24 protein-coding genes are annotated in these 22,614 nt (G+C 63.3%); 15 read left to right on the forward strand and 9 right to left on the reverse strand.

Annotated features, from left to right (window positions below; genetic code table 11):
• Window positions 1-82: 82 nt before the first annotated feature.
• The 5 genes from ACWAT4_RS37255 to ACWAT4_RS37275 all read left to right on the forward strand — a co-directional run bounded on the left by ACWAT4_RS37255 (window position 83) and on the right by ACWAT4_RS37275 (window position 4,554).
• Entirely contained in the window at window positions 83-694 is a 612-nt protein-coding gene (locus tag ACWAT4_RS37255; protein ID WP_212302660.1) for a glutathione S-transferase family protein, read from the forward strand.
• Between the two features lie 24 nt (window positions 695-718).
• Window positions 719-1,909: a serine hydrolase domain-containing protein gene (locus ACWAT4_RS37260; RefSeq protein WP_449729414.1), complete on the forward strand. Its 1,191-nt coding sequence runs from the start codon at window positions 719-721 to the stop codon at window positions 1,907-1,909.
• A 17-nt stretch (window positions 1,910-1,926) separates the two neighbouring features.
• Window positions 1,927-2,793, forward strand: coding sequence for an MBL fold metallo-hydrolase (locus ACWAT4_RS37265; RefSeq protein WP_449729415.1), 867 nt, complete (start codon window positions 1,927-1,929; stop codon window positions 2,791-2,793).
• A 120-nt stretch (window positions 2,794-2,913) separates the two neighbouring features.
• On the forward strand, window positions 2,914-4,071 hold the full coding sequence (locus ACWAT4_RS37270) for an alpha/beta hydrolase (RefSeq protein ID WP_449729416.1): 1,158 nt from the start codon (window positions 2,914-2,916) through the stop codon (window positions 4,069-4,071).
• 111 nt (window positions 4,072-4,182) lie between these two features.
• Window positions 4,183-4,554, forward strand: a complete 372-nt coding sequence (locus tag ACWAT4_RS37275) for a hypothetical protein (protein ID WP_212302664.1) — start codon at window positions 4,183-4,185, stop codon at window positions 4,552-4,554.
• Window positions 4,555-4,779: 225 nt separating this feature from the next.
• Here the strand turns inward: ACWAT4_RS37275 and ACWAT4_RS37280 are convergent, their stop codons facing one another.
• Window positions 4,780-5,502, reverse strand: a complete 723-nt coding sequence (locus tag ACWAT4_RS37280; protein WP_212426182.1) for a hypothetical protein — start codon at window positions 5,500-5,502, stop codon at window positions 4,780-4,782.
• A gap of 176 nt (window positions 5,503-5,678) precedes the next feature.
• Between ACWAT4_RS37280 and mbfA the strand changes: the two genes are divergently transcribed.
• From mbfA to ACWAT4_RS37300, 4 genes are all read left to right on the forward strand, one after another.
• Window positions 5,679-6,650, forward strand: a complete 972-nt coding sequence (gene mbfA / locus ACWAT4_RS37285) for an iron exporter MbfA (protein ID WP_212302665.1) — start codon at window positions 5,679-5,681, stop codon at window positions 6,648-6,650.
• A gap of 58 nt (window positions 6,651-6,708) precedes the next feature.
• Window positions 6,709-7,239 (forward strand): cytochrome b, encoded by a 531-nt coding sequence (locus ACWAT4_RS37290; RefSeq protein WP_212426063.1) that lies wholly within the window; start codon window positions 6,709-6,711, stop codon window positions 7,237-7,239.
• Window positions 7,240-7,328: 89 nt separating this feature from the next.
• Entirely contained in the window at window positions 7,329-8,801 is a 1,473-nt protein-coding gene (locus tag ACWAT4_RS37295) for an amidase (RefSeq protein WP_449729417.1), read from the forward strand.
• A 171-nt stretch (window positions 8,802-8,972) separates the two neighbouring features.
• The gene (locus ACWAT4_RS37300) at window positions 8,973-9,326 is read left to right on the forward strand and encodes a nuclear transport factor 2 family protein (RefSeq protein ID WP_212426061.1); all 354 of its coding nucleotides are present in this window, start codon (window positions 8,973-8,975) and stop codon (window positions 9,324-9,326) included.
• A gap of 168 nt (window positions 9,327-9,494) precedes the next feature.
• Here the strand turns inward: ACWAT4_RS37300 and ACWAT4_RS37305 are convergent, their stop codons facing one another.
• Both ACWAT4_RS37305 and ACWAT4_RS37310 read right to left on the reverse strand, forming a co-directional pair.
• Window positions 9,495-10,583: a Zn-dependent alcohol dehydrogenase gene (locus ACWAT4_RS37305; protein ID WP_449729418.1), complete on the reverse strand. Its 1,089-nt coding sequence runs from the start codon at window positions 10,581-10,583 to the stop codon at window positions 9,495-9,497.
• 75 nt (window positions 10,584-10,658) lie between these two features.
• The gene (locus tag ACWAT4_RS37310) at window positions 10,659-12,443 is read right to left on the reverse strand and encodes an acyl-CoA dehydrogenase family protein (RefSeq protein ID WP_449729419.1); all 1,785 of its coding nucleotides are present in this window, start codon (window positions 12,441-12,443) and stop codon (window positions 10,659-10,661) included.
• A gap of 221 nt (window positions 12,444-12,664) precedes the next feature.
• Between ACWAT4_RS37310 and ACWAT4_RS37315 the strand changes: the two genes are divergently transcribed.
• Complete coding sequence (locus tag ACWAT4_RS37315) at window positions 12,665-13,366, forward strand: SDR family oxidoreductase (protein ID WP_449729420.1); 702 nt, start codon at window positions 12,665-12,667, stop codon at window positions 13,364-13,366.
• A 123-nt stretch (window positions 13,367-13,489) separates the two neighbouring features.
• Window positions 13,490-14,320 (forward strand): enoyl-CoA hydratase, encoded by an 831-nt coding sequence (locus ACWAT4_RS37320; protein WP_212302672.1) that lies wholly within the window; start codon window positions 13,490-13,492, stop codon window positions 14,318-14,320.
• 65 nt (window positions 14,321-14,385) lie between these two features.
• Here the strand turns inward: ACWAT4_RS37320 and ACWAT4_RS37325 are convergent, their stop codons facing one another.
• The gene (locus ACWAT4_RS37325) at window positions 14,386-15,009 is read right to left on the reverse strand and encodes a GNAT family N-acetyltransferase (RefSeq protein WP_212302673.1); all 624 of its coding nucleotides are present in this window, start codon (window positions 15,007-15,009) and stop codon (window positions 14,386-14,388) included.
• A gap of 68 nt (window positions 15,010-15,077) precedes the next feature.
• On the reverse strand, window positions 15,078-15,281 hold the full coding sequence (locus ACWAT4_RS37330) for a DUF1127 domain-containing protein (protein WP_212302674.1): 204 nt from the start codon (window positions 15,279-15,281) through the stop codon (window positions 15,078-15,080).
• A gap of 110 nt (window positions 15,282-15,391) precedes the next feature.
• Between ACWAT4_RS37330 and ACWAT4_RS37335 the strand changes: the two genes are divergently transcribed.
• Both ACWAT4_RS37335 and tcuC read left to right on the forward strand, forming a co-directional pair.
• On the forward strand, window positions 15,392-16,285 hold the full coding sequence (locus tag ACWAT4_RS37335) for a transcriptional regulator GcvA (RefSeq protein WP_212302675.1): 894 nt from the start codon (window positions 15,392-15,394) through the stop codon (window positions 16,283-16,285).
• Between the two features lie 143 nt (window positions 16,286-16,428).
• A complete protein-coding gene (tcuC, locus tag ACWAT4_RS37340) occupies window positions 16,429-17,754 on the forward strand; it encodes an MFS transporter (RefSeq protein ID WP_212426055.1) in 1,326 nt (441 codons plus the stop codon).
• Between the two features lie 80 nt (window positions 17,755-17,834).
• Here tcuC and ACWAT4_RS37345 read toward each other — a convergent pair whose 3' ends face one another.
• The 3 genes from ACWAT4_RS37345 to ACWAT4_RS37355 are packed head-to-tail and all read right to left on the reverse strand — an operon-like array spanning window position 17,835 to window position 20,441.
• Entirely contained in the window at window positions 17,835-18,248 is a 414-nt protein-coding gene (locus tag ACWAT4_RS37345; RefSeq protein WP_212426054.1) for a Rieske (2Fe-2S) protein, read from the reverse strand.
• The gene (locus ACWAT4_RS37350) at window positions 18,248-19,357 is read right to left on the reverse strand and encodes an amidohydrolase family protein (protein ID WP_212426053.1); all 1,110 of its coding nucleotides are present in this window, start codon (window positions 19,355-19,357) and stop codon (window positions 18,248-18,250) included. The genes ACWAT4_RS37345 and ACWAT4_RS37350 overlap by 1 nt, the downstream gene beginning before the upstream one ends.
• Before the next feature lie 25 nt (window positions 19,358-19,382).
• Window positions 19,383-20,441, reverse strand: a complete 1,059-nt coding sequence (locus ACWAT4_RS37355; RefSeq protein ID WP_212426052.1) for an amidohydrolase family protein — start codon at window positions 20,439-20,441, stop codon at window positions 19,383-19,385.
• 167 nt (window positions 20,442-20,608) lie between these two features.
• On the opposite strand from ACWAT4_RS37355, the gene ACWAT4_RS37360 reads away from it, so the two are divergent.
• Together ACWAT4_RS37360 and ACWAT4_RS37365 are read left to right on the forward strand one after the other, a co-directional pair.
• Entirely contained in the window at window positions 20,609-21,091 is a 483-nt protein-coding gene (locus tag ACWAT4_RS37360; protein WP_212426051.1) for a CinA family protein, read from the forward strand.
• Window positions 21,088-22,068, forward strand: coding sequence for an alpha/beta hydrolase family protein (locus ACWAT4_RS37365; RefSeq protein ID WP_449729421.1), 981 nt, complete (start codon window positions 21,088-21,090; stop codon window positions 22,066-22,068). Before ACWAT4_RS37360 ends, ACWAT4_RS37365 begins: the two co-directional genes overlap by 4 nt.
• Before the next feature lie 262 nt (window positions 22,069-22,330).
• Here ACWAT4_RS37365 and ACWAT4_RS37370 read toward each other — a convergent pair whose 3' ends face one another.
• Window positions 22,331-22,606, reverse strand: a complete 276-nt coding sequence (locus tag ACWAT4_RS37370; RefSeq protein WP_212302682.1) for a DUF1488 family protein — start codon at window positions 22,604-22,606, stop codon at window positions 22,331-22,333.
• Window positions 22,607-22,614 lie beyond the last annotated feature (8 nt).

Here is a 22,614-nt window from a genome sequence, read left to right on the forward strand (position 1 = left end):
GAAGCGCGTGGATGGCCGGGTCAAGCCCGGCCATGACGGTGGGGATAGTGTTCGAAGAACTTGATTGCAGGGAATTGTCCCCATGAAACTCTCCTTCTCCCAAGCCTCGCCCTTCGCCCGCAAGGTGCGCATCGCCGCGATCGAGCTTGGGCTGATCGACAAGATCGAATTCACGTCCGCGACCGTCGCGCCGGGTACGGTCAACGAGGACTATTCGCGCATTACGCCGCTGAAGAAGCTGCCGGTGCTGATCACCGATGACGGCGACGTGATCCTGGATTCCTACGTCATCGTCGAATATCTGAACGAGATGGCCGGCGGCAGCCTGATCCCGGATTACGGTCCGCGGCGCTGGAAGGCCAAGACCAATCATTCGCTGATCAACGGCATGCTCGATTCCATGCTGCTGTGTCGCTACGAAAAGATGGTGCGGCCGCAGGGGTTGCAATGGCAGGCGTGGTCGGACGACCACTGGAACCGGGCCTGGACCGGCATGGCGCGCTTCGAAAACATGCCCGACGTGCTGAACGGTCCGTTCGACATCTCGCAGATCGGCCTCGTTTGCGTGCTCGGTTACGCCGACTTCCGCTTTGCCGATTGCGGCTGGCGCAAGGCCTATCCGCAACTCGACGCCTTCCATCAGAAGATGCTGGAGCGGCCCTCCGTGAAGATCTCGGTGCCGCCGGCGGCGTAGCCAAGACATGGCGGGAGAATGACGATGCGCGATCGGTTCTCCCGTCTCACAAATCTCAGCGCGAGCCTTCTGCTCGCGCTCTCTGTCTCAGGCACCCATCTACGGGCCGAGAGCATGTCGCCCGGACAAGCCAATCAGGCTTGCGGATCGCCGTCATCGATCGACGATGGCTGGGAGATCGCTTCGCCCGACGATGTCGGCATGGACGGCGCGCAGCTGTGCAGCATCGCGGCGCGACTCGAGCAGCGGGCAACCGCGGTCCATTCGATCGTCGTCATCAGGCATGGCAAGCTTGTCTTCGAGCAATATTTTCCCGGCTACGACCAGCCTTGGGGACAGACGGACGGCCAGTACGAATTCGCCGCCACGACCAAGCACGACATGCGCTCGGCAACCAAGAGCGTGACCTCGCTGCTGGTCGGAATCGCGATCGACCGCAAGCTCATCGCCGGTGTCGATGAGCCCGTCCTGAAATTCTTCCCCGACTCCGCAGCGGTGAAGCAGCCGGGATGGGATGCCATCACGCTGCGCCATCTGCTGACAATGTCCTCCGGCATCACATGGGACGAGGCGCGGGCCTGGACCGATCCGAAAAACGACGAGCCGCACCTCGTCTTTGAAGCCGATCCGATCGGCTATGTGCTCGCAAAGCCGGTCGCTGCGCCGCCCGACGTGCTGTGGGCCTATAATGGCGGCGGGACTGAACTGCTCGGCAACATCCTCGAGCACGTCTCGGGCAAGCCGCTGGAGACATTTGCGCGCGAAACGCTATTCCAGCCGCTCGGAATCACCGATGTCGAGTGGAAGGCCTACAAGAACGGCAAGATCGCAGCGGCCGCGGGCCTGCGGTTGCGGCCGCGCGATGCGGCGAAGATCGGCCAGCTCGTGCTCAATCACGGCCGGTGGAAGGGCCGGCAGATCGTCCCGGCCGACTGGATCGCGCAATCGATCACGCCGCGCTTCCAGGCGGTCGGCTATTTCGGCGGCACGCTGTTCTACGGCTATCAATGGTGGATGGGCCGCTCGCTGGCCGGCGGCAAGGAGATCAAATGGGTTGCAGCCTTCGGCTGGGGCGGTCAACGCGTCTTCATCGTGCCCGAGCTTGATCTCGTCGTGATGACTTCAGCCGCGCAATACGGCCAGCCCAAGGAAGGCCTGGCCGCGATCGACATCCTCTCCAATATCGTCATTCCATCCGTACGCGACGCGCACTGATTTTAAAGGAAGCGAGCATGAGCCTGAAATACGCGGTCGGCGACCTCACCATCCATCGCGTCATCGAGCAGGAAACCTCGTTCGTCCCGGCGCTGGAGATGCTGCCGGGGCTGACGCCCGAGGTGCTGGCCGAGAACCGGGGCTGGATGCGAGAAGCCAAGGCGCTGGACGATCAGGACGTACTGCTGCTGTGCTTCCAGTCCTATGTGGTGAAGACACCGCATCACACCATCCTGATCGACAGCTGCATTGGTAACGACAAGCCGCGACCGCGGCCGAAATGGAACATGAAGACCGATGACACGTATTTGCGGGCACTCGGCGCCGCGGGCTTTGCCGTGGACGACATCGATTTCGTGATGTGCACGCATCTGCATGTCGATCACGTCGGCTGGAACACGCGGATGGAGAACGGTCGCTGGGTGCCGACCTTCCCCAAGGCACGCTACGTCTTCGCCAGGCAGGAATACGACCATTGGTTCGAGCAGAATGCGAAAGCGGAGATCCCCCCCTTCGCCGACAGCGTACTGCCGGTGGTCGAGGCAGGGCGCCATGAGCTCGTCGGCAACGACCACCAGATCGGCGATCACGTTCGCATCCTGACGACGCCGGGCCATACGCCCGGCCATGTCGCCTTCACCATGGGCCGGGGCAAGGATGACGCCGTGTTCTCCGGCGACCTCATGCATTCGCCATTGCAGACGCGGTACCCGGAGCTATCGATCAAGTTCGACGTCGATCCGGCCAAGGCGGCCACGACGCGTCGAAACTTTCTTGAACGCTATTGTGACACCGACACGCTGTGCTGCACCGCGCATTTCCCCTCGCCGTCGGTGGGGAAGATCAAGCGCGAGGGCAACGCATTCGTGTGTGCGGCGGTGTGAGTTAGCCGAGGTGCCGCAGGGTAGGCAAAGGCGCGCACTACGCGCGCCTTGCCCACCGCTCCTTATGGTGAGCACGCTTCGCTTTGCCCACCTTACGATTCCACCCGTGTGGAGAAAGCAATGACTGCACTTCCCGACATCCCTCTCCCCGCCGGTATCCGCTCGCGTTATGTCGATGGCATCAACGGCTTGCGCATGCATCTGCTCGAGGCCGGTTTCGAGACCAAAGGCCGTCCCTGTATTCTGTTGCTGCACGGCTTTCCCGAACTCGCCTTCTCCTGGCGCAAGGTAATGCCGGCGCTCAGCTGTGCGGGCTATCACGTGATCGCGCCCGACCAGCGCGGCTACGGTCGCACCACCGGATGGACCGCGGACTACGACGGCGATCTCGCGCCATTCTCGCTCCTCAACCTCGTGCGCGATGGGCTCTCGCTGGTGTCGGCGTTCGGCTACAAGCAGGTCGATCTGGCCGGACATGATTTCGGCAGCCCGGTCGCGGCGTGGTGCGCGCTGATCCGGCCCGACGTGTTTCGCTCGGTGACGTTGATGAGCGCACCGTTCGGCGGAGCGCCGCCGTTACCTTTCAACACGGTCGACACGCCGGTAAAGCCGCCGGTCGAAGATCCCGTTCATCGCGAGCTCGCCGCGCTGCCGCGCCCGCGCATTCACTATCAATGGTACTATTCGACACGTCCGGCCAATGCCGACATGCAGCACGCGCCACAGGGCATGCATGACTTCCTGCGCGCTTATTACCATCACAAGAGCGCGGACTGGATCGACAACAAGCCCACTCCGCTGAAATCATGGTCTGCGGGTGAGCTCGCAAAGCTGCCGACCTACTACGTGATGGACCTCGGCGAGACCATGGCCGAGACGGTCGCGAAGGAGATGCCATCGCCCGCTGCGATCGCCGCCAACACATGGCTGCCGGACAGCGACCTCGCTTTTTACAGCGCCGAATTTGGCCGCACCGGATTTCAGGGCGGTCTGCAATGGTATCGCTACGGCACGACGGGCATGCTCAACAACGAGATGCAGCTGTTTTCGGGCCGCAGCATCGACGTGCCCTCCTGCTTCATCTCGGGCAAGCAGGATTGGGGCACCTATCAGCGCCCCGGCGTGTTCGAGGCCATGCAGGGACGCGGCTGCACCAGGATGCTGGGCTGCCATCTCGTCGATGGCGCCGGCCATTGGGTGCAGCAGGAGCAGCCGGCTGAGGTGAGCCGGCTGCTGTTACAATTTCTCCACCGCGCCGCGACGGCCTCTTTCGGCTGAAGCAACGCCACCCTCCCGCCACAAGGTATTAATCGGCGGTTCAGGGAACATTCGGCAATATCCGACGTTGCGAGACACCGGAGCTGCATCCGGCGACCATGGAGAACGACATTGGACAAGAAGATCGCCGGATTACTGGGAGCAGTAGCTGCGCTCGGAACGCTGGGCACCGCCGAAGCTGCGCCTGCACCGACGGACGTCCTGCAGGCGAATTCATACGCCGAGCTGCTGGAGCCGATTGCCAACGCCAGCGCGCTGCTACAAGCCATCGATGAAGCGGCTCCGCCAAAAGCGAGCGACAATGTTCAGGTCGCTCAATTTTACTACCATCATCATCATCACCATCACCACCACAGCTTCTATCGTCGTCGCTATTACGACTACGACGCACCGGTCGTGGTGGTCCCGCGATATCGGCGGTATTATCACCACCATCATCACCATCACCACCACCATCACAGCTTCTATCGCCGCGACTATTGAGGTCGCGACGCCAGGAATGAGATGAACAGGACCTACGGGTCCTGTTTGCTTTCGATGGCCCGAAGCAGGGAAAGTTGGGCAAATCACCCATCACGATCGTCGATGATGACGGCAAGTCCAGGAACGGTCGTCCGCTCTAAAGCGATGGAATCGGAACGCGGGCTCTGATTCCTGTTTTGACGCGCTTCGTTATGCGAACCGGTGTCCGTTTCGCTCGAAAACGCCCTATTCGTTACGGGCCTTGTCCTTTGCCGCGCGGTGCAGGTGCCGGTAAGTACCGTCGAACACGGTATCAGATGACGATGTCCACTCGGTGCCGGCCGCCAGTTTGGGCCGATTGCTGTAGATCCGGCGGGCTTGCAACTCGCGCTCTGCCGCTTCCTCCTCGCCCATGGGCTCGAGTTCGAAGTTCGCTTCCTCAGGAACGACGATGATTTGCGCGAACGGCTCGTTCGGCCGGAAGATATGGGTTCGGCCCTCGGCCGGCGCCTTGAAGACGCAAAAGAACATCATGGGCCACCAATTGCGGATCAGCGCAGGGACGGCAATCGGCACGGTGTCGGTCGGATCGGTATAGAACCGCGGATGCGGCTCGGTGCGAATCGCCAGGCCTTTTTCGACCTTGAGATCGAGCAGGATCTGATAGGTGTAGAAGGCGTCGCCAAACTTGCGAAACGGCGGCCATTCCGCGCCACCTTCCGGCGGCTCGCCCCAATCGGCCTCGAGGATCAAGTGCCCCTCCCTGGTCGTGACGCGAAGCTCGAAATCATAGGGATAGAACAGCTCGATGCCGTATTGCGCGCCCTCGGAAAACGGCACGCAATGCCAGACCTGCTCGCGCGAGCCGTCCGCACGCGGCTCGCGCTTGCCGGCCCATCCGGGGATTTCCAGCTTGGTGCGGCGGGGCGCCAGCCGCGGATCGTTCAGACGAAACTTGACCTTGGCCATCATTCACCCGTCCATTCACAATGTAGAGTTCGAACCCGTACGTCTGCCATGCTCTCAAGCGCCATTGTAACGGCGCGTGGACTGCTAGGGTTTGCGCGGCGCGCGTGAATTGACCCTGAACGAATTGCAGCCTATATCGATTTAGAATCGTTCTAAACTGATAACAGGCGCAATTCGTGAAAAACTTTGCCGATTTGACCGAGCGCGAGGTTCTGGCGGTCGCGATCTCCTCCGAAGAGGAGGACAGCCGCATCTACATGACCTTCGCCGAGGATTTGAGGGAACGTTACCCGGACTCGGCAAAGCTGTTCGAGCAGATGGCCGAGGAGGAGCGCGGCCATCGTCACATGCTGCTGGAAATGTACGAGCAGCGCTTCGGCAAGCACCTGCCGCCGATCCGCCGCGAGGACGTCAAGGGATTCCTGAAGCGCCGCCCGATCTGGCTGACCAAGAACCTGCCGCTCGACACCATCCGCAGGGAAGTCGAGACCATGGAAATGCAGGCCGAGCGCTTTTACGTGAAGGCCGCCGAACAGGCCCAGGATGTCGGGGTGCGCCGCCTGCTCGGCGATCTCGCCGAAGCCGAGAAAGGCCACGAAGAGACCGCCGCGAAGCTGACGAACCAGATCCTGAGTTCCGACGTGCGCGCGGAAGAAGACCGCACCAACCGCCGCATGTTCGTGCTGCAATATGTGCAGCCCGGCCTCGCAGGATTGATGGACGGATCGGTCTCGACGCTGGCGCCGCTGTTTGCGGCCGCCTTCGCCACGCACCAGAACTGGCAGACTTTTCTCGTCGGCCTCGCCGCCTCGATCGGCGCCGGCATCAGCATGGGTTTTGCCGAAGCGCTGTCGGACGACGGCTCGCTGACGGGACGCGGCTCGCCCTGGCTGCGCGGCATCACCTGCGGCGCGATGACGACGCTCGGAGGCCTCGGCCATACCATGCCCTATCTCGTGCCGGACACCTGGCCCAACGCATTCTGGATCGCGACCGCCATCGCCGGGATCGTCGTGTTCTTCGAATTGTGGGCGATTGCCTTCATCCGCGCGCGCTACATGGACACGCCGTTCCTTCAGGCCGTGTTCCAGATCGTGCTCGGCGGTGCGATCGTGCTGGCGGTCGGCATCTTGATCGGAGCGGCGTAGGCGGTGACACTGCGTCGTTCATTCATCGTTGCGCACGGGCGTCCAACGCGGGATCCTCATGACGATTCGTCTTCAATACGGTACACCTGCTAAATTCTTCCACTGGCTCATCGTTGCACTGCTTGCCGTGCAATACCCGATCGGCTGGCTCATGCCGGATATCCATCGGGGCATGAGCCCGGGCGCCGGCATGACTTTCCATGTGTCGATTGGAATTACGATCCTGGTGCTGACGGCGCTGCGCTTTCTCTGGCGCATCACCCATCCCGTCGCGCCTGAAAGCTCGTTGCCCGCCTGGCAACGCTTGTCGTCGGAAGCCGTTCACTGGCTGCTTTACGCGCTGGTGCTGGCGACGACGCTCTCGGGCTGGCTGTTTGCGTCCTTCCGCGGATGGTCGGTCTCGTTTTTCTATCTCGTGCCGCTGCCGATGCTCGCGTCCGACAACGCAGCCGCCGGCCGCACCATCGACGGCCTCCACCAGGCAATGGAATGGGCGCTGCTCATCACCATCGGCATTCACATCGCAGCCGCGCTCGTCCATATCTTCATCTATCGCGATCGCGTGATGCGGCGAATGCTGCCTGGATAGGGTTCCGGACAGATCAACCGCGATCAAACGACGGTTGCGGCATGGGCTAAAACTGCGCATCATCCACCAGTGAAGCGCAGGAGCATCTCGTGGCCAAATCGGAATGGAGTTTCAAAAGCGCGGTCGAGCTATCGGCCGCATTGACGGCGAAGAAGGTCTCCGCGGTCGAGCTCACGCAGGATGCGATCGACCGCATCGAACGTCACGACGGCAAGATCAACGCGATCTGCGTCAAGGATTTCGATCGGGCCCTCGACGCGGCGCGTGGCGCGGATGCGGCCTTGGCGCGCGGCGAGCGCAAGCCGCTGCTCGGCCTGCCGATGACCGTGAAGGAATCCTATAATATCGCCGGCCTGCCCACGACCTGGGGCAACCCCGCGCATAAGGACTTTGTTGCCAAGGAAGATGCGCTGCCGGTGACGCGGGTGAAGGAGGCCGGCACCATCGTCCTCGGCAAGACCAACGTCCCGCTCTCGCTGGCCGACTGGCAGAGCTACAATGACATCTACGGCACCACCAATAATCCCTATGATCTCGGCCGCACGCCGGGCGGATCCTCCGGCGGTTCCTCGGCGGCGCTCGCGGCCGGTTACGGCCCGCTCTCGCTCGGCTCGGATATCGGTGGCTCGCTGCGCGTGCCCGCGTTTCACTGCGGCGTCTACGCGCACAAGCCGAGCTTCGAGCTGTTGCCGTCGCGCGGCCATACGCCGCCGCCGGCTCCGCCATTACCCTATGAGCGTGATCTCGCCGTGGTCGGCCCGATGGCGCGGAGCGCGGGCGATCTATCCTTGGTGCTCGACGTCATGGCCGGGCCCGACCCGCTCGACAACGGTACCGCCTACAGGCTCGAGCTGCCTGCCGCGCGTCACGGCGCGCTGAAAGATTTCCGCGTCCTCGTAGTCGATACCGATCCGGTGCTGCCGACCGACACTGCGGTGCGCGGGAGCATCAACACGCTCGCCGACAATCTTGCCAAGGCCGGCGTCAAGATCGAGCGCAACAGCCCGCTGCTGCCGGATTTCGCGGCGTCCTCGCGCCTCTATATGCGGATGCTGCTGTCGTTTCTCGGCGCCAGCTTCCCGCCCGAATTCTACGCCGGCGCAGTTGCAGCAGCAGCCACATTGCCGGCCAGCAACGACAGCCTGCAGGCTGAACGCCTGCGCGGCATCGCGCTCAGCCATCGCGACTGGCTGATGGCGCGCGGCGGCCGGACACGGCTGCGCGCGCAATGGCACGAGCTGTTCAAGTCCTTCGATGCTGTGATCTGCCCGATCATGCCGACACCGGCCTATCCTCACGATCACTCGGATGACCAGGAGCAGCGCCGCATCCTGATCGATGGCAAGGAGCACGTCTATACCGACCAGCTCGCCTGGCCCGGCATCGCCACGCTTCCCGGCCTGCCCGCGACCGCGATCCCGACCGGCTTTGCGCCGGATGGACTTCCGGTCGGCGTGCAGATCGTCGGCCCGTGGCTCGAGGACCGCACCCCCTTGAGACTGGCCGAGCTGATCGAGCGCGAGTTTGGCGGGTTCGTGCCGCCGAAGATGTTTGACGACTAATTTTGGCCCCGCTCGTCATTGCGAGCGCAGCGACGCAATCCAGAATCTATCCGCAGCGGCAGTCTGGATTGCTTCGTCGCAAGGGCTCCTCGCAATGACGGAGTAAAACAACTGAGAGATTCCGGGGGCTGCACGATGCGCGCCCCGGAATGATCGGGAGGAGGAAGCACCATGAGCCAGGACCTCGAACAGCTCACCGCACTCAACCGCGACTACGTCGTCTCCGTGCAGAATTGCGATGTCAAGCGTTTCGACGAGATCCTGGCGCCGGAGTTCTATTGCTCCAATCCCGACAAGACGCTGGTCGACCGCGCCGGATTCCTGGAGCAGACAGCACGGCCCATCGCGATCCGCAATCTGCACGCGTTCGACGTCATCATCCGCATCATGGGTGACTTCGCCATCATCCACGCCGCGACAAGCTACACGACCGCGGACGGTCAGCAGGCGACCGGGCGCTATACCGATTGCTGGGCGAAGAAGAACGGCAAATGGCTCGCGGTGTCAGCGCACGTGTCGCGGTGAGATGGGCGTACTGCTCGCATCCTCTCCGCTGTCAGGCCCCGCGAAGGCGGGCATCCAGTACTCCGCAGCGGCAATTGGTTCGCACAGCGGCCGCTGCGGAGTACTGGATCGCCCGGTCAAGCCGGGCGATGACACCTGTATTGGAGCGACGCTGGTGCACGCCAGCGCTCAGCTATCAAACACAATCACGCTGCGCAGCGTCTTGCCGGCCTTCATGCTGGCAAAACCTTCGTTGATCTCGCTCAGCTTCAGCTTGGCCGAGATCCAGTCTTCCAGGTGCAGCCGGCCGCGCAGATAGAAATCGACCAGGCGCGGCATGTCGACGCGGAAATGGTTTGAGCCCATGGACGAGCCCTGGATCCGGCGCTCGCGCAGGAAATCAAAGCCGTGCAGCTCGATCTTCTGGCCGAACGGGATCATGCCGACGATGGTGGCGGTGCCGCCGGAAGCAAGCATGGCGAAGGCCTGCTCGGCGGTTTCCTTGCGGCCGAGCACCTCGAAGGAATGATGCACGCCGCCATTGGTGAGATCACGGACCTGCTTCACGACGTCGCCGTCGGCGGGGTTGATGATGTCGGTCGCGCCGAGCTTGGTCGCGAGCTGGAGCTTAGCCGGATTGGTGTCGATCGCAATGATCCGGCCGGCGCCCGCGATCTGCGCGCCGTCGATCGCGGCCATGCCAACGCCGCCGCAGCCGATCACCGCCACGGTCTCGCCGGCCGTCACCTTCGCCGTGTTCACCACCGCGCCGTAGCCGGTGATGACGCCGCAGCCGATCAGTGCGGCGAGATCGAGCGGCATCTCCTTGCGGATTTTGACGATGGCGTTCTCGTGCACCAGCATCTGCTCGGCAAAGGATGAGAGGTTGAGAAACTGGTGCAGCTTCTCCGGCTTATTCCACTGCATCCGGTTGGACACGCCAGGCAGCAGTTTTACGGTCGTGTCGGTGCAAAGCACGGTGCGGCCCGTGGTGCAATTGTCACAGGTGCCGCAGAACACCGACAAGCAGGTGACGACGTGATCACCGGGCCGGACGTAGGTGACGTCCGAACCGACCTGCTCGACGATGCCGGCGGACTCGTGACCGAGTACCGCGGGCAGCGGATGCGGGTAGAGGCCTTCCATGAAGTGCAGATCGGAGTGGCAGAGCCCGGCGACCGACGTGCGGATCAGCACTTCGCGCGGGCCGGGCTTCGGCAGGCTGACATCCTCGATGACCAGGGGCTTGTTGACTTCATAGAGGACGGCGGCCTTCATCGGTGTTTCCCCGTTGTTTTGATTGTCGTTGAGTGCGGCTTCCACCTCTCCCATAGGGAGAGGTGAAGACAGAGCCTACGCTGCCAGAACCAGTTCGCCAACCTCGCTCATGCCGGCCGGGCTGTCGCCGAGCAGCAGAGCTGCGATCTTCGCCTGCGTGGCATTTTCCGTCAGCTGGAAGGGATCGCTCGGAGCCACGCGATGATCGATCACCAGCCGCGACAGCAGCAGCCGGCGCGCATCGCCGCGCATTTCATGAATGCGATGCGCTTCCCAGGCGAGCGCGACCGCGCTGGCGACATGATAAAGCAGGCTCGTAGCGCGGCGCGCGTCGGCTTCGTTCTCGGACTTGCCGGCGACCTCGCGGGCAAAGCCGACGGCGCGATCAACGAGGCCGCGTAAATTGTCGCGCCAGGCCTGCGGCACCGAGGCGCCGTCGTCGAGCCGTGCGTGCAGATCGGCGGCGAGTGCGGATTCGGCACCATGGCGGCCAACCGCGCGCCGCAGCGCATCGATCGCGACGATGTTGCCGGTGCCCTCCCAGACCGAGCCGAGATGAGCATCGCGCAGCAGCCGCGGGGTGGCGAATTCCTCGATATAGCCGATACCACCGCGCATCTCGAGCGCATCACCGCAGACTTTTCGCGCGTCCCGCGTGGCGCGAAATTTCAGGGTCGGCGTCAGAATGCGCAGCAGCGCCGCCGCATCCTGGCTGCCCGCTTCCGCGCGGTCGAGCGCGTCCGCCGTGAGAAAGCTCATCGACAGCGCCTGCTCGACCGGCAGCATGATCTTCAGCATCTGCCGTCGCCCGAGCGGCAGGTCGATGATGCGGTTGCCGAACACGACGCGGTTCTTCGCCACCGTCATCGCGTCATGATAAGCGCGGCGCATCAGCGCGGTCGATTTGACGCCGTTGGAGAGCCGCGACGAGTTCACCATCTCGGCCATCTGTACAAAGCCACGGTCCAGCTTGCCGACGGCATAGGCAATCGCGCCTTCGAGCTTGATCTCGCCAGAGGCCATGGAGCGCGTGCCGAGCTTGTCCTTGAGACGCACGATCCGATAGTGGTTCTGCGAGCCGTCGTCGAGGAAGCGCGGCATCAGGAACAGGCCGACGCCACGCGTGCCGGGGCCGGCGCCTTCCGGGCGCGCCAGCAGCATCACGACCTTGGCGTCGGCATTCGAGCAGAACCATTTCTCGCCAGTGAGACGCCAATGGTCGCCTTCCCGCACCGCGCGCGTGGTTAGCGTGCCGACATCGGAGCCGCCCTCCTTCTCGGTCATGAACTGGCCACCCTGGGTCAGCTTGCTCATATCGGTCTGGGTCAGGCCATCCAGATATCTCGCCTTCAACGCCTCGCTGCCGAAATTCGAAAGCAGCTTGGCACAGCCGTCGGTGACGTTGATCGGGCAGCCCATGCCGAATTCGGCCTGGTTGAACAGGAAGGTGAAGGCGTGCTTGGCCACCACGGGATATTTGTCCGGCCAGCCCATGATGCCTTTGCGGATCGACAGCGCATGGATGCCGAACTCACCGAACGCGGCATTCTCCAGCTCGCGATAGGCCGGATGATATTCGATCCACTGCACGTCGCGGCCAAATTTGTCGCGCTGGTGCAGCACCGGCACGTGCCGGTCGGCAAGTCGCGCGCATTCGTCGAGATGGCCGCCGGCGAGTTCGCCGAGGCGGTCGAGATGCGGCTCGATATGGCGGAGCAGAGTGTCCGGCAGGTGGATGCGCAACAGGTCCGTCAGCGCCTGATCGGCGCGATAGAAATTCATGCCCGTGGTATCCGGCGCCAGCAGGCCGGATGGTGCGGCCGCGACATCGTTTGGCTGCGCTATGACCGGCTCGTGCATGATCGTCCTCTTCGTTTCCGCCCCGCGGCATTCTTATCGCTTGCCGCTTGAGATCGTGTCGATCATGCTCGCGTCGCAGCGACAGTTAAAGCCGCAAATTGTCAGGGAGCCATGATCGCCGTGAAGGAGCAATTCGCCCTGCGGAATTGTGATCGATCCGGCTGGTTGTCCGCACGGCGGATGCATAGATCATCGACGTCCCGTCCCCGAGAGATCACAACATGGAACATCCGAAATACAAGATCGCCCTCATCGTCGGCGCCGGCGAAGGCTTGAGCGCCTCGCTGGCGCGGCTGCTCTCCGCGCAAAATATCCGCGTCGCACTTGCCGCGCGAAGGATCGAAAAGCTCGGCGCGCTCTGTAGCGAGACCGGCGCCAAGGCCTATGCCTGCAACGCCATTGAGCCTGACGAGGTCGAGCGGCTGTTCGGCCTGGTCGAACGCGAGATCGGCACGCCTGATCTCGTCGTCTACAATGCCAGCGGCCGGTCGCGCGGACCGTTCGTGGACCTCGTGCCGTCCGATGTCGCGAACGCGATCGCGGTCAGCGCCTATGGCGGCTTCCTGGTGGCGCAGCAGGCGGCGAAGCGCATGCTGCCGAACCAGCACGGCGCGATCCTGTTCACGGGCGCATCGGCTAGCGTGAAAGGCTATGCGCAGTCGGCGCCGTTCGCGATGGGCAAGTTCGCGCTGCGTGGCCTTGCGCAGAGCATGGCGCGCGAATTGTCGCCGCAAGGCATCCATGTCGCGCATTTCGTCATCGACGGCGGCATCCGCAGTGCGGCGCGGACCGAGCCGACGGACAAGCCGGATTCGATGCTCGATCCCGATGCGATCGCGGAAAGCTACTGGAACGTGTTGCAGCAGCCGCGCAGCGCCTGGAGCTGGGAGCTCGAGCTGCGGCCATGGGTGGAGAAGTTTTGAGGCAATTACGTCACAACAATCGTCATTGCGAGGAGCGGAGCGACGAAGCAATCCAGCCTATATCCGCGGAGACAGTCTGGATTGCTTCGCTGCGCTCGCAATGACGAAAGAGAGGGAGGCGACATGACCACGGAAACCACCATCGACACCGGTACTGATGAGCTCCTCTGCGTTATCCGCGACCGCGTCGCGATCATCACGCTGAATCGGCCGGAGGCGCGCAACGCGTTGTCGGACGCGCTGACGCCGGCATTGCGCACGATGATCCGCAGCTGCGGCGAGAACCCCGGCGTCGGCGCGCTGCTACTCACCGGCGCGGGCGAAGCGTTCTGCGCCGGTGGCAACGTCAAGGGCATGGGGGCGCATCGCGACCCGAAGAAGCTCGAAATGTCCTTTGACGACAGGGTCGCCGATCTGCAGGAGCGGCAGCGGCTGCTCACCGGCGCGCTGGTATCGCTGCGCAAGCCGACCATCGCCGCCCTGCCCGGCCCCGCCGTCGGCGCCGGGCTCGCCATTGCCATGGCTTGCGACATCCGGATCGCCGCGCAATCCGCCTTCGTCGCCACCGGCTATGCCCGCATTGCGCTGAGCGGCGATTACGGCATCGCCTGGCTGCTGACGCGCCTGGTCGGCACCGCTCGGGCGCGCGAGCTGCTGTTCACCGGCGATCGCGTCGATGCCGCGCGTGCCGAGGCGATTGGCCTCGTCAATCGCGTGGTGCCCGACGACAAGCTCCAGACCGAGGCCTTTGCCCTGGCCAAGTCGCTCGCCGATGGCCCGCGCCTCGCGCTGCGCTACATGAAGGACAATCTCGACGAGGCCCTGCTGTTCGATTTCGAAACCGCCCGGGATCACGAAGCCGAACGGCTGGTCCGCCTGACCACGACGGCGGATCACAAGGAGGCCGTGCAGGCCTTCATCGAGAAGCGCAAGGCCGCGTTCACCGGGAAGTAGGCGCGTTGGCGTGAGAACAAAAAAATGCCCGGCTCTGGCTTTGCCAGGCCGGGCTCGGAGTGATGTCAAACCGAGGCTGAGGGGCTGTCGGCCTGACGGGAAAGTGCGGCGAGACGCCAGCTGGCGCAGGGAATGTCCTTTGGCGCGACGTGGATCTCCTTGTCGAAGCGCACCAGCTTCCAGTCGTCGGGATGGTTGACGAAGGCGAAGCCGGATTTGCGCGCCAGCGAGATCATGGGCTCGTTGGAGCGCAGCGTGTCGCCGACCATGTGCTCGGCTCCGAGCGCAGCGGCGCGGCATTCCAGGTTCTTCATTAGCGCGGTCGCGATGCCGTGCCCCTGCCAGCGATCGTTGACCGACAGGCCGAATTCGAGGGTCGAAGTCTCGGCATGCAAGGCATAGCGCGCCTCGGCAACAATGGTCTCGAAGCCGTCGACCATTTTGGTCGCGATCACAGTAAAACGTTCGCGCTCACCCACCTGCAGGAAGTCGCGCAACAGACCATACGGCAGCTCGCTGATCGCACCGAAGAAGCGGTTGTAGCGTGAGCGGGTCGAGAGCGAGCGGAAATAGTGCTGAAGCTCGTCGGTGTCGCGCGGCTCGACGAAACGCACATTGAGCGCCTCGCCTTGCCGGGTGCGTACCACGTCCGAGTATTGCTTCAGATCTTCCAGGCGGAGGGTGGTCATGACACGTGCCCAGAGAAAGAGGGACCGCCGGCGCCCCAGCAATCAGGCGGCGCCGGCCTGGCGGCCAATCAGGCCCGCCAGAAGGGTTTGTCGGCCTCGTAGGCAATGTCGGTCCAGGACAGGCCGACGTCGTGGAGATCGCGGGCGGTCCAGTTGGTCAGCTCACGCCGGGTCCGATAGCGCTCATGCCAGACATGGAGCGTCTCGCCGATCTGCTGGATCAGGCCCGGTACATGATGATTTGTCATCGAATTGTCGGTCAAAGTAGACATTCTCAGCTCCTTGAGCTAACTTAATTGCTAATATCTGCCTCTCAGTGCGCTGCCACAAACGACAATTTGTACCCTTTCGCATGAAATAAGCTCATGCATCCTGCTGCCAAATGACTGCCAGATTGCCTTCGCTGAACGGACTGCGGGCATTCGAGGCCGCTGCGCGCCATCTCAGCTTTACGCTGGCCGCAAGCGAGCTGAACGTGACGCAGACTGCGATCAGCCATCAGATCCGCCGGCTCGAGGAGGAGCTCGGCATCCGCCTGTTCATCCGGCAGAACCGCGCGCTGGCACTGACGGCGGAGGCGCGCGACTACCTCCCGGGTGTCCGCGCCGCCTTCAACGATCTCCGCCTCGCCACCGACCGCCTGCTGCGCAAGGACGACGACAAGGTGCTGACGGTCTCGACGATCGCTTCGCTTGCAGCGAAATGGCTGCTGCCGCGTCTGACCGATTTCCAGGAGACCCATCCCGGCATCGATGTCCGCATCACCACCTCGACCAGCCTCGTCGACTTCCAGCGCGACAATGTCGATGCCGCGATCCGCTACGGCAGAGGCCAGTGGCCGGGCGTGCGCGCCGACTGGCTGATGGCGGACGAGCTGTTTCCCGTGTGCAGTCCTTCTCTCCTTCGCAGCGACAAACCGCTGCGCATGCCGGAGGACCTGAAGGATCATGTGCTGCTGCACACCAACAACAGCGACGACTGGCGCCTCTGGCTGACGGCGGCAGGCCTGTCGACCGGCCTCTCGCGACAGCCCGGCATCACCTTCGACATGACCTTCATGACGGTCCAGGCCGCGATCGACGGCATGGGCGTGGCGATGGGCCGGACCTCCTACGTCCAAGACGACATCGCCAAGGGCCGGCTCGTGGTTCCCTTCAAGATCGCGCTGCCGGCGGACGCCGGCTTCTATCTGGTCTCCCCGGAGGGCCGCCGCGAAGCGCCAAAGCTTGCCGCCTTCCGCCAATGGATGGTCGCTGCAACGCAGAATAAAGCCTGAAAAATCATCAGCTTCCGCGGCGAAATGGGTTGACTCGCAAGGTCCCGCGCGAGAGGGGTTAGACAGATTGTCGCAGCAACAATCTATCGCCTTGCCGTGAAATGAGTTCCGGTCCGGCCGCGTCTTTCAGGGGAGTAACGTCAATGGCTGGACCAGCAACCAATCCGCCCGCAATCAAGTCGCGTATCGGCGCGATCCTGCGCGCAACATCGGGCAATTTCCTCGAACAGTTCGACTTCTTCCTGTTCGGCTTCTATGCCGCCGCGATCGGCAAGGCATTCTTCCCCTCCACCGACGAGACCGCATCGCTGCTCAACACCTTTGGCGTGTTCTGGCTCGGCGCCTTGATGCGCCCCGTCGGCGCCATCGTGCTCGGCGCTTACATCGATCGCATCGGCCGTCGTCAGGGCCTGATCGTCACGCTCGGCATCATGGCATTCGGCACGGTCGTGATCGCATTCTGCCCGAGCTACGCCACGATCGGCATCGCCGCGCCTGTGATCGTGCTGATCGGTCGCCTGCTGCAGGGCTTCTCCGCCGGCGTCGAGCTCGGCGGCGTGTCGGTCTATCTCGCGGAGATCTCGACGCCCGGCAATCGCGGCTTCTACACCTCGTTCCAATCATCGAGCCAGCAGGTCGCGATCTTCGTGGCCTCGATCCTCGGCTATCTCCTCTCCGAAGTGATGCCGGCCGACACCGTTGCCTCCTGGGGCTGGCGCATTCCCTTCTTCGTCGGCTGCCTGATCATTCCCTTGATCTTCTTCCTGCGGCGGACGCTGGAGGAAACGCCGGCGTTCCTCGCGATGAAGAGGCATCCGACCGCCAGCGAGGTGTTCGCCTCCGCGCTCGCCAACTGGCGCATCGTCCTGCTCGGCATGATGATCGCGATCCTGACCACGACGACGTTCTACTTCGTCACCGTCTACACGCCGACCTTCGGCAAGACCGTGCTAAAGCTGTCGACGCAGGACGCGCTGCTGGTCACGCTGCTGGTTGCCGTCACGAACTTCATCTGGAACCCGGTCGGCGGCGCGCTCTCCGACCGCATCGGCCGCAAGCCGGTGCTGATCGCCATCGCCACGCTGTCGCTGCTCACCGCCTATCCGGCATTGAGCTGGCTGGTGGCGGCACCGACCTTCGGCAAGCTGCTCGCGGTCGAGATGATGTTCTCGTTCTATTTCGGCATGTACAGCGGCACCATGCTCGGCGCGCTGGTCGAGATCGTGCCGGCCCATGTGCGCACGACCTGCTTCTCGCTGGCCTTCGCGCTCGCGGCCGCGCTGTTCGGCACGTTCACACCGTTCGCCTCGACCTGGTTGATCGAGCACACCGGCAACAAAGCCGCGCCGGGTGCCTGGCTGATGTTTGCGGCCGTGCTCGGCATCATCGCGGCGCTGATCGTCTATCGCGGCGGCGGCAAGGCGGTGCCGGTCTATGATGCGGTGGCCGAGCCGGTTGCGGGGCATTGATCGGGCGCGCGTAGCGCCTCTGTCTTAACCTCTCCCCGTAAGAACGGGGCGAGGGAGCGCACTGCCGGTGCAGCGAAGACCTACAGCTCCACCACCACGTAATCGCTTTCGACCGTCACCGTGACAGTCTCGGCGACATACGGCCCCTTCACGACGCTCGCGCCGGGCTCGACATGGGCCGGATAGGCCTTCACGCGGAAGCGGCGGGGATCGCAATAGGATTGGCCGGTGCGGATGTCGAACTCCCAGCCGTGCCAGGGGCAGCGAATGATCTCGCCGAGTTTCGTGTACTCGATCTCGCCGGGATCCTTTGACCGCGCGAGCCCGATCAATGGGCCCTCGCACAGCGCTGCACCCTGATGCGGGCAGCGGTTCATCAGGCCGAAATATTCGCCCTTGATATTGAAGACCGCGATCGGCCGTCCATCGATCTCCAGAAACTTTCGCGTGCCCGGCGGGAGCTCATCGACCGGGGCAATCACGTGACGCGCCATCAAGCAATTCCGTACAGCTTCTTCGCATTGCCAAGATAGAACGCTTCGCGGTTGTCGTCGCTCACGCCAGCCGGCAGCACGCGCGATGGCTCGTCATAATCCCAGTGCGGATAGTCGGTCGCGAACAGCAAGCGATCCCAGCCGATCCAGTTGATGACGTCGAACAAATCCTCGCGCCGCTCCGGGTCTTCCATCGGCTGCGTGGTCCACCACACCTGCTCGCGGATATATTCGGACGGCGGCCGTTTGACATGCGGCACCTCGCTGCGCAGCCGCTGCCAGGTCTTGTCGAGCCGCCACGCCAGCGACGGCGCCCAGCCGAAGCCGGCCTCGATCATCACCATCTTCAGCTTCGGGAAACGCTCAAACACGCCCTCCAACACGAGGCTCGCGAGCGCCGATTGCTGGCACTGCGAGTGACCGACCATCTCCTCGATGTAATAGGACGGCCAGCCTGACGGCGTGATCGGATTGCCGCCGAAGCCGAAGGCGTGCACGCCGACCGGAAGACCCGCCTCTTCCGCAGCCTGATAGATCGGCCAATAGCGTCGCTGGCCGAGCGGCTCGACATTGCGGCTGAGCAGCAGCACCTGGACAAAATTCTTGTCGCCGGCGCGCTCGCGGATTTCGGCGGCGGCCGACAGACCGTCCTCGTTGCCGACGACGATCGAGGCCTTCAGCCGCTTGTCCTTGCTGGTCCATTTGTCGATCTGCCAATCGTTGATCGCGGAACACAGCGCAGCCGAGAGTTCGTGATTGCGGATGCCTTGCCCGCTGTTGAGCGGATTGAGCACGCCGAGTTGCACGTTGTTGGGATCGAGCAGCTGCTTCTGCATGAAGGACAGCGATGAGCCCTGCGGCCCGCCTTCCGGCGGATAGGCATCGCGGCGCGAGGCATTGGGCTGGGCCTTCGGATAGGGCGGGCCTTCCATCATGCCCTGATAGGCATGGACGCCGTAGACTTCGAGATGATGCTGCCAGCGTTTGGCAAGATAGGGGTAAAGCTCGGTCCGGGTCGCGCGCGCCGGATGGATATCGCAGTCCGCAATCGCGGTCTTGGTTGTCGGAAGGGAAGCGGCTTCTAGGTTCTCGCGGAACTGGATGTTCATCGCCTTGCCTCCTTTGGCAGCGGGCTCACGTCAGGCGGGGATAGGTCGCATGCGGATTGTCGATCATGATCTTGCGCACGAGATCGGGGGTGAGACCTTCGGGCAGCGCGTCCTGGCCGTCGAACTGCCAGTGCGGATAGTCCGTGGAGAATAGGACCAATTCATCGGACTGCATATGATCAAACAGGCGAATTAATGTCGCTTCGTCTGGCGGTGCATCAAATGGCTGTAATGAGAAGCGGATGTTGCTGCGCACAATTTCGAGCGGCGCGCGATCGACCCACGGCGTCTCCATCCGCACCCCGCGCCAGAACTTGTGCAGCCGCCAGAGATAGGGCGAGATCCAGGAGACCCCGGACTCCAGCATCACCATTTTCAGCCGCGGATATTTGGCGAACACGCCCTCGACGATCAGGCTGGTCAGCTGGGTCTGGAACGCCTGGGCCTGACCGACATAGTCCTCGATGTGATAGGAACCCCACCCCACGGCGGTTGGCGGATTGTGATAGGCGGAACCGGCGTGGATACCGACCGGCAGATCATGTTGTTCCGCGGCCTCATAGATTGGCCACAGCGCGCGCTTGCCGAGCGGTGTGTCGCCCATGACCAGCATCAGCACCTGCACGAAGCGCTTGTCCTGCGCGCAGCGCTCGATCTCGGCGACGGCTTTTTCGACGCTCTGCGTCGGGATCACGATCGATCCGCGCAGCCGCTTGTCGCGATCGAGCCATTCCTTCGCGAGCCACGCATTCAGCGCGCGGCAGAAGGCGGCTTGCAAATCCTCCGAAAACACCATCTGCACGCCGTAGAGCGGATTGCAGATGGCGAGCTTCAGCTGGAAGGGATCGAGCACATGGCGCTGCATGTCCTCCAGCCTTTCGCCGGGCTTGCCAGTCTCGGGGCGCCAATCGGGCCGCGCCACGATCGGTGAGTTCGGCGGATAGGATTGCGAGACGAGATCGACCATGCCGCGCGTCGTCACCTGATCGCGCCAATAATCGTTCAGGTACGGCAGCAGGCTGGTCAGATGCGGCACGGCTGGATGCACGTCGCAATCTACCCCGCCGGCGATCAGGGACGCCATGACGTCTCCCTTCTCACATTTCCTCGTCGTGTCTCGTCTCGGGCGGCGCTCGGCCGCTTCGCCTTGCCCGCCATTCAAGCAGGCCTGCCCGCCGCTCGCAACTCGGCCAAGGCCGTTGTCATATGCTAGGAAGGCTCAGCTCGGTTGCGAAGGAACAGGGGACTGGGATGAAAGAACTCGCCGGCATAGCGGAACAGGTCGCGGCAAAGTTGATCGCGCGCAAAGAGACCATTGCAGTCGCGGAATCCTCGACCGGCGGCCTGATCTCGGCGAGCCTGCTCGCAGTGCCCGGCGCGTCCGCTTATTTCCTCGGCGGCGCGGTGGTCTACACCCGCGACGCCCGGCGCGTGCTGATGGATATTTCGGACGAAGGAATGAAGGGCTTTCGCTCCTCCTCGGAGCCTTACGCAAAACTGCTCGCCGACCAGATGCGCGGCCGCTTCAGCTCCGACTGGGGCCTGTCCGAGACCGGCGCAGCCGGCCCAACCGGTAACCGCTACGGCGATGCTGCCGGCCATAGCTGCATGGCGGTCGCAGGGCCTGCGGCCGAGGTCATGACGCTGGAGACGGGCGGCAACGACCGGTTTGCCAACATGCAGATGTTCGCAGCGACGGCGTTGAGACTTTTGTTGAAGAAGCTGGAACGATGAACGCCCTCCTTGTCGCGATCCTGCTTGTCCTCGGGACCGCAACGGCACAGGCCGCCGGGGTCAGAAACTTCGACATACCCGCCGGGCCCGCGGGGCCGGCAATCCGGCTGCTGGTCTGGACTCCGTGCGCAGAGCCTCCCCAGGAGATGGATGCGCGTGGCGCCACTTTCTTCGCGGTGCCTGGATGTCCGGTCTCCGGAGAAAAGCTTCCGCTGATCGTGATGTCGCACGGCAGGCGAGGATGGTTCGGCGGTCACCATGACACCGCGGCGGCGTTGGCGGACGCTGGCTTCGTGGTGGCTGCGCTCAATCACCCCGGCGACACCTGGCGTGACACCAGCCGCACCGACAGTTTGTCGGTTCTGGTCGAACGTCCCACGGATATGAGGCGGTTGATCGACTATATGCTGGACGGGTGGCCGGAGGCCTCGCGCATCGATCCTCAGCGCATTGGGCTCTACGGGTTTTCGTTTGGCGGCTACACCGGTCTTGCCGTCATCGGCGGCAATCCCGATCTGCGCAAGGGATTGCCGAACTGCGAGACGTCCAGCTTGAAAGCGTGCAAGCAACTCGAAAACGGCGAGCTTCCCGGGCAGCCGGTCGCACATGATCCGCGCGTCAAGGCCGCCGTCATCATCGATCCCTATCCCGTATTCGTCTTCCCTGAGGAGAATCTAAAAGGGATCACGGCGCCGGTTCAATTGTGGAGCTCTGACCCCGCGCAGAGTGCCGACGGTCTATCCGGATGCTGTGCGGCAGCCATCAATCAAAGACTTCCGGTCAAGCCGGATTACCATTTCGTGGAGAATGCGAAGCATTTTTCCTTCCTCGCGACCTGCACCCCAAAGGACGCTCAGGAGGCTCCGGCCGTCTGCACCGATGCGCCTGGGTTCGATCGCGTCGATTTCCATCGGCGACTTCACGCGGATGTCGTTGCGTTCTTCCGCAAGCATTTCGCCGAAAGCGCCAAGCCGTGACGCAGCCCTCAGCCCGCCGCTGTCCTGCCTTAAGAACAGGACAAGCCGTTGCCGGGCTCGCGGCGGAGCTTTGCGCGAACCTCGACGATATCGATGTCGTACTTCCCGGCTCTCCGCTTGCGCGAGGCGTAGGCCGAGTCAGCACTGTCCATTGAAAGCGGATTGAGCTGCTTCTTGGTCGCCGCACTGCACATCAGAGCCGCGTTACCGTCGAGATATCTCGACTGGGCGCCAAGCTCCTGCCGGGTAAGCTCCGGCCCGGCTATCTTGCCAAATGCCGCACGAATATCCGCACCACATAGCCTTTGAACCGCGGCGCCTCGTCATAGAGGTCGGACGCGATCCGCTCGATCGTTCCGCGCAGCGAGGTGAACTGCGCCTGCCGCGCGCTGCTCTCGGTCCCCTGCATGCCCGCGAGCTCATCCATTGCGGCGTCGCTGATCTGGCAATGCACGACCTCGTCCTCACGCATCATCGTGAAGCGGAAGGCAAGCCGTTCGAGGTCATGACCGATGATCCTGTCGCGCGTCAGCGGCATCCAATTGT

The organism is Bradyrhizobium sp. T-1 (genome assembly GCF_053592855.1).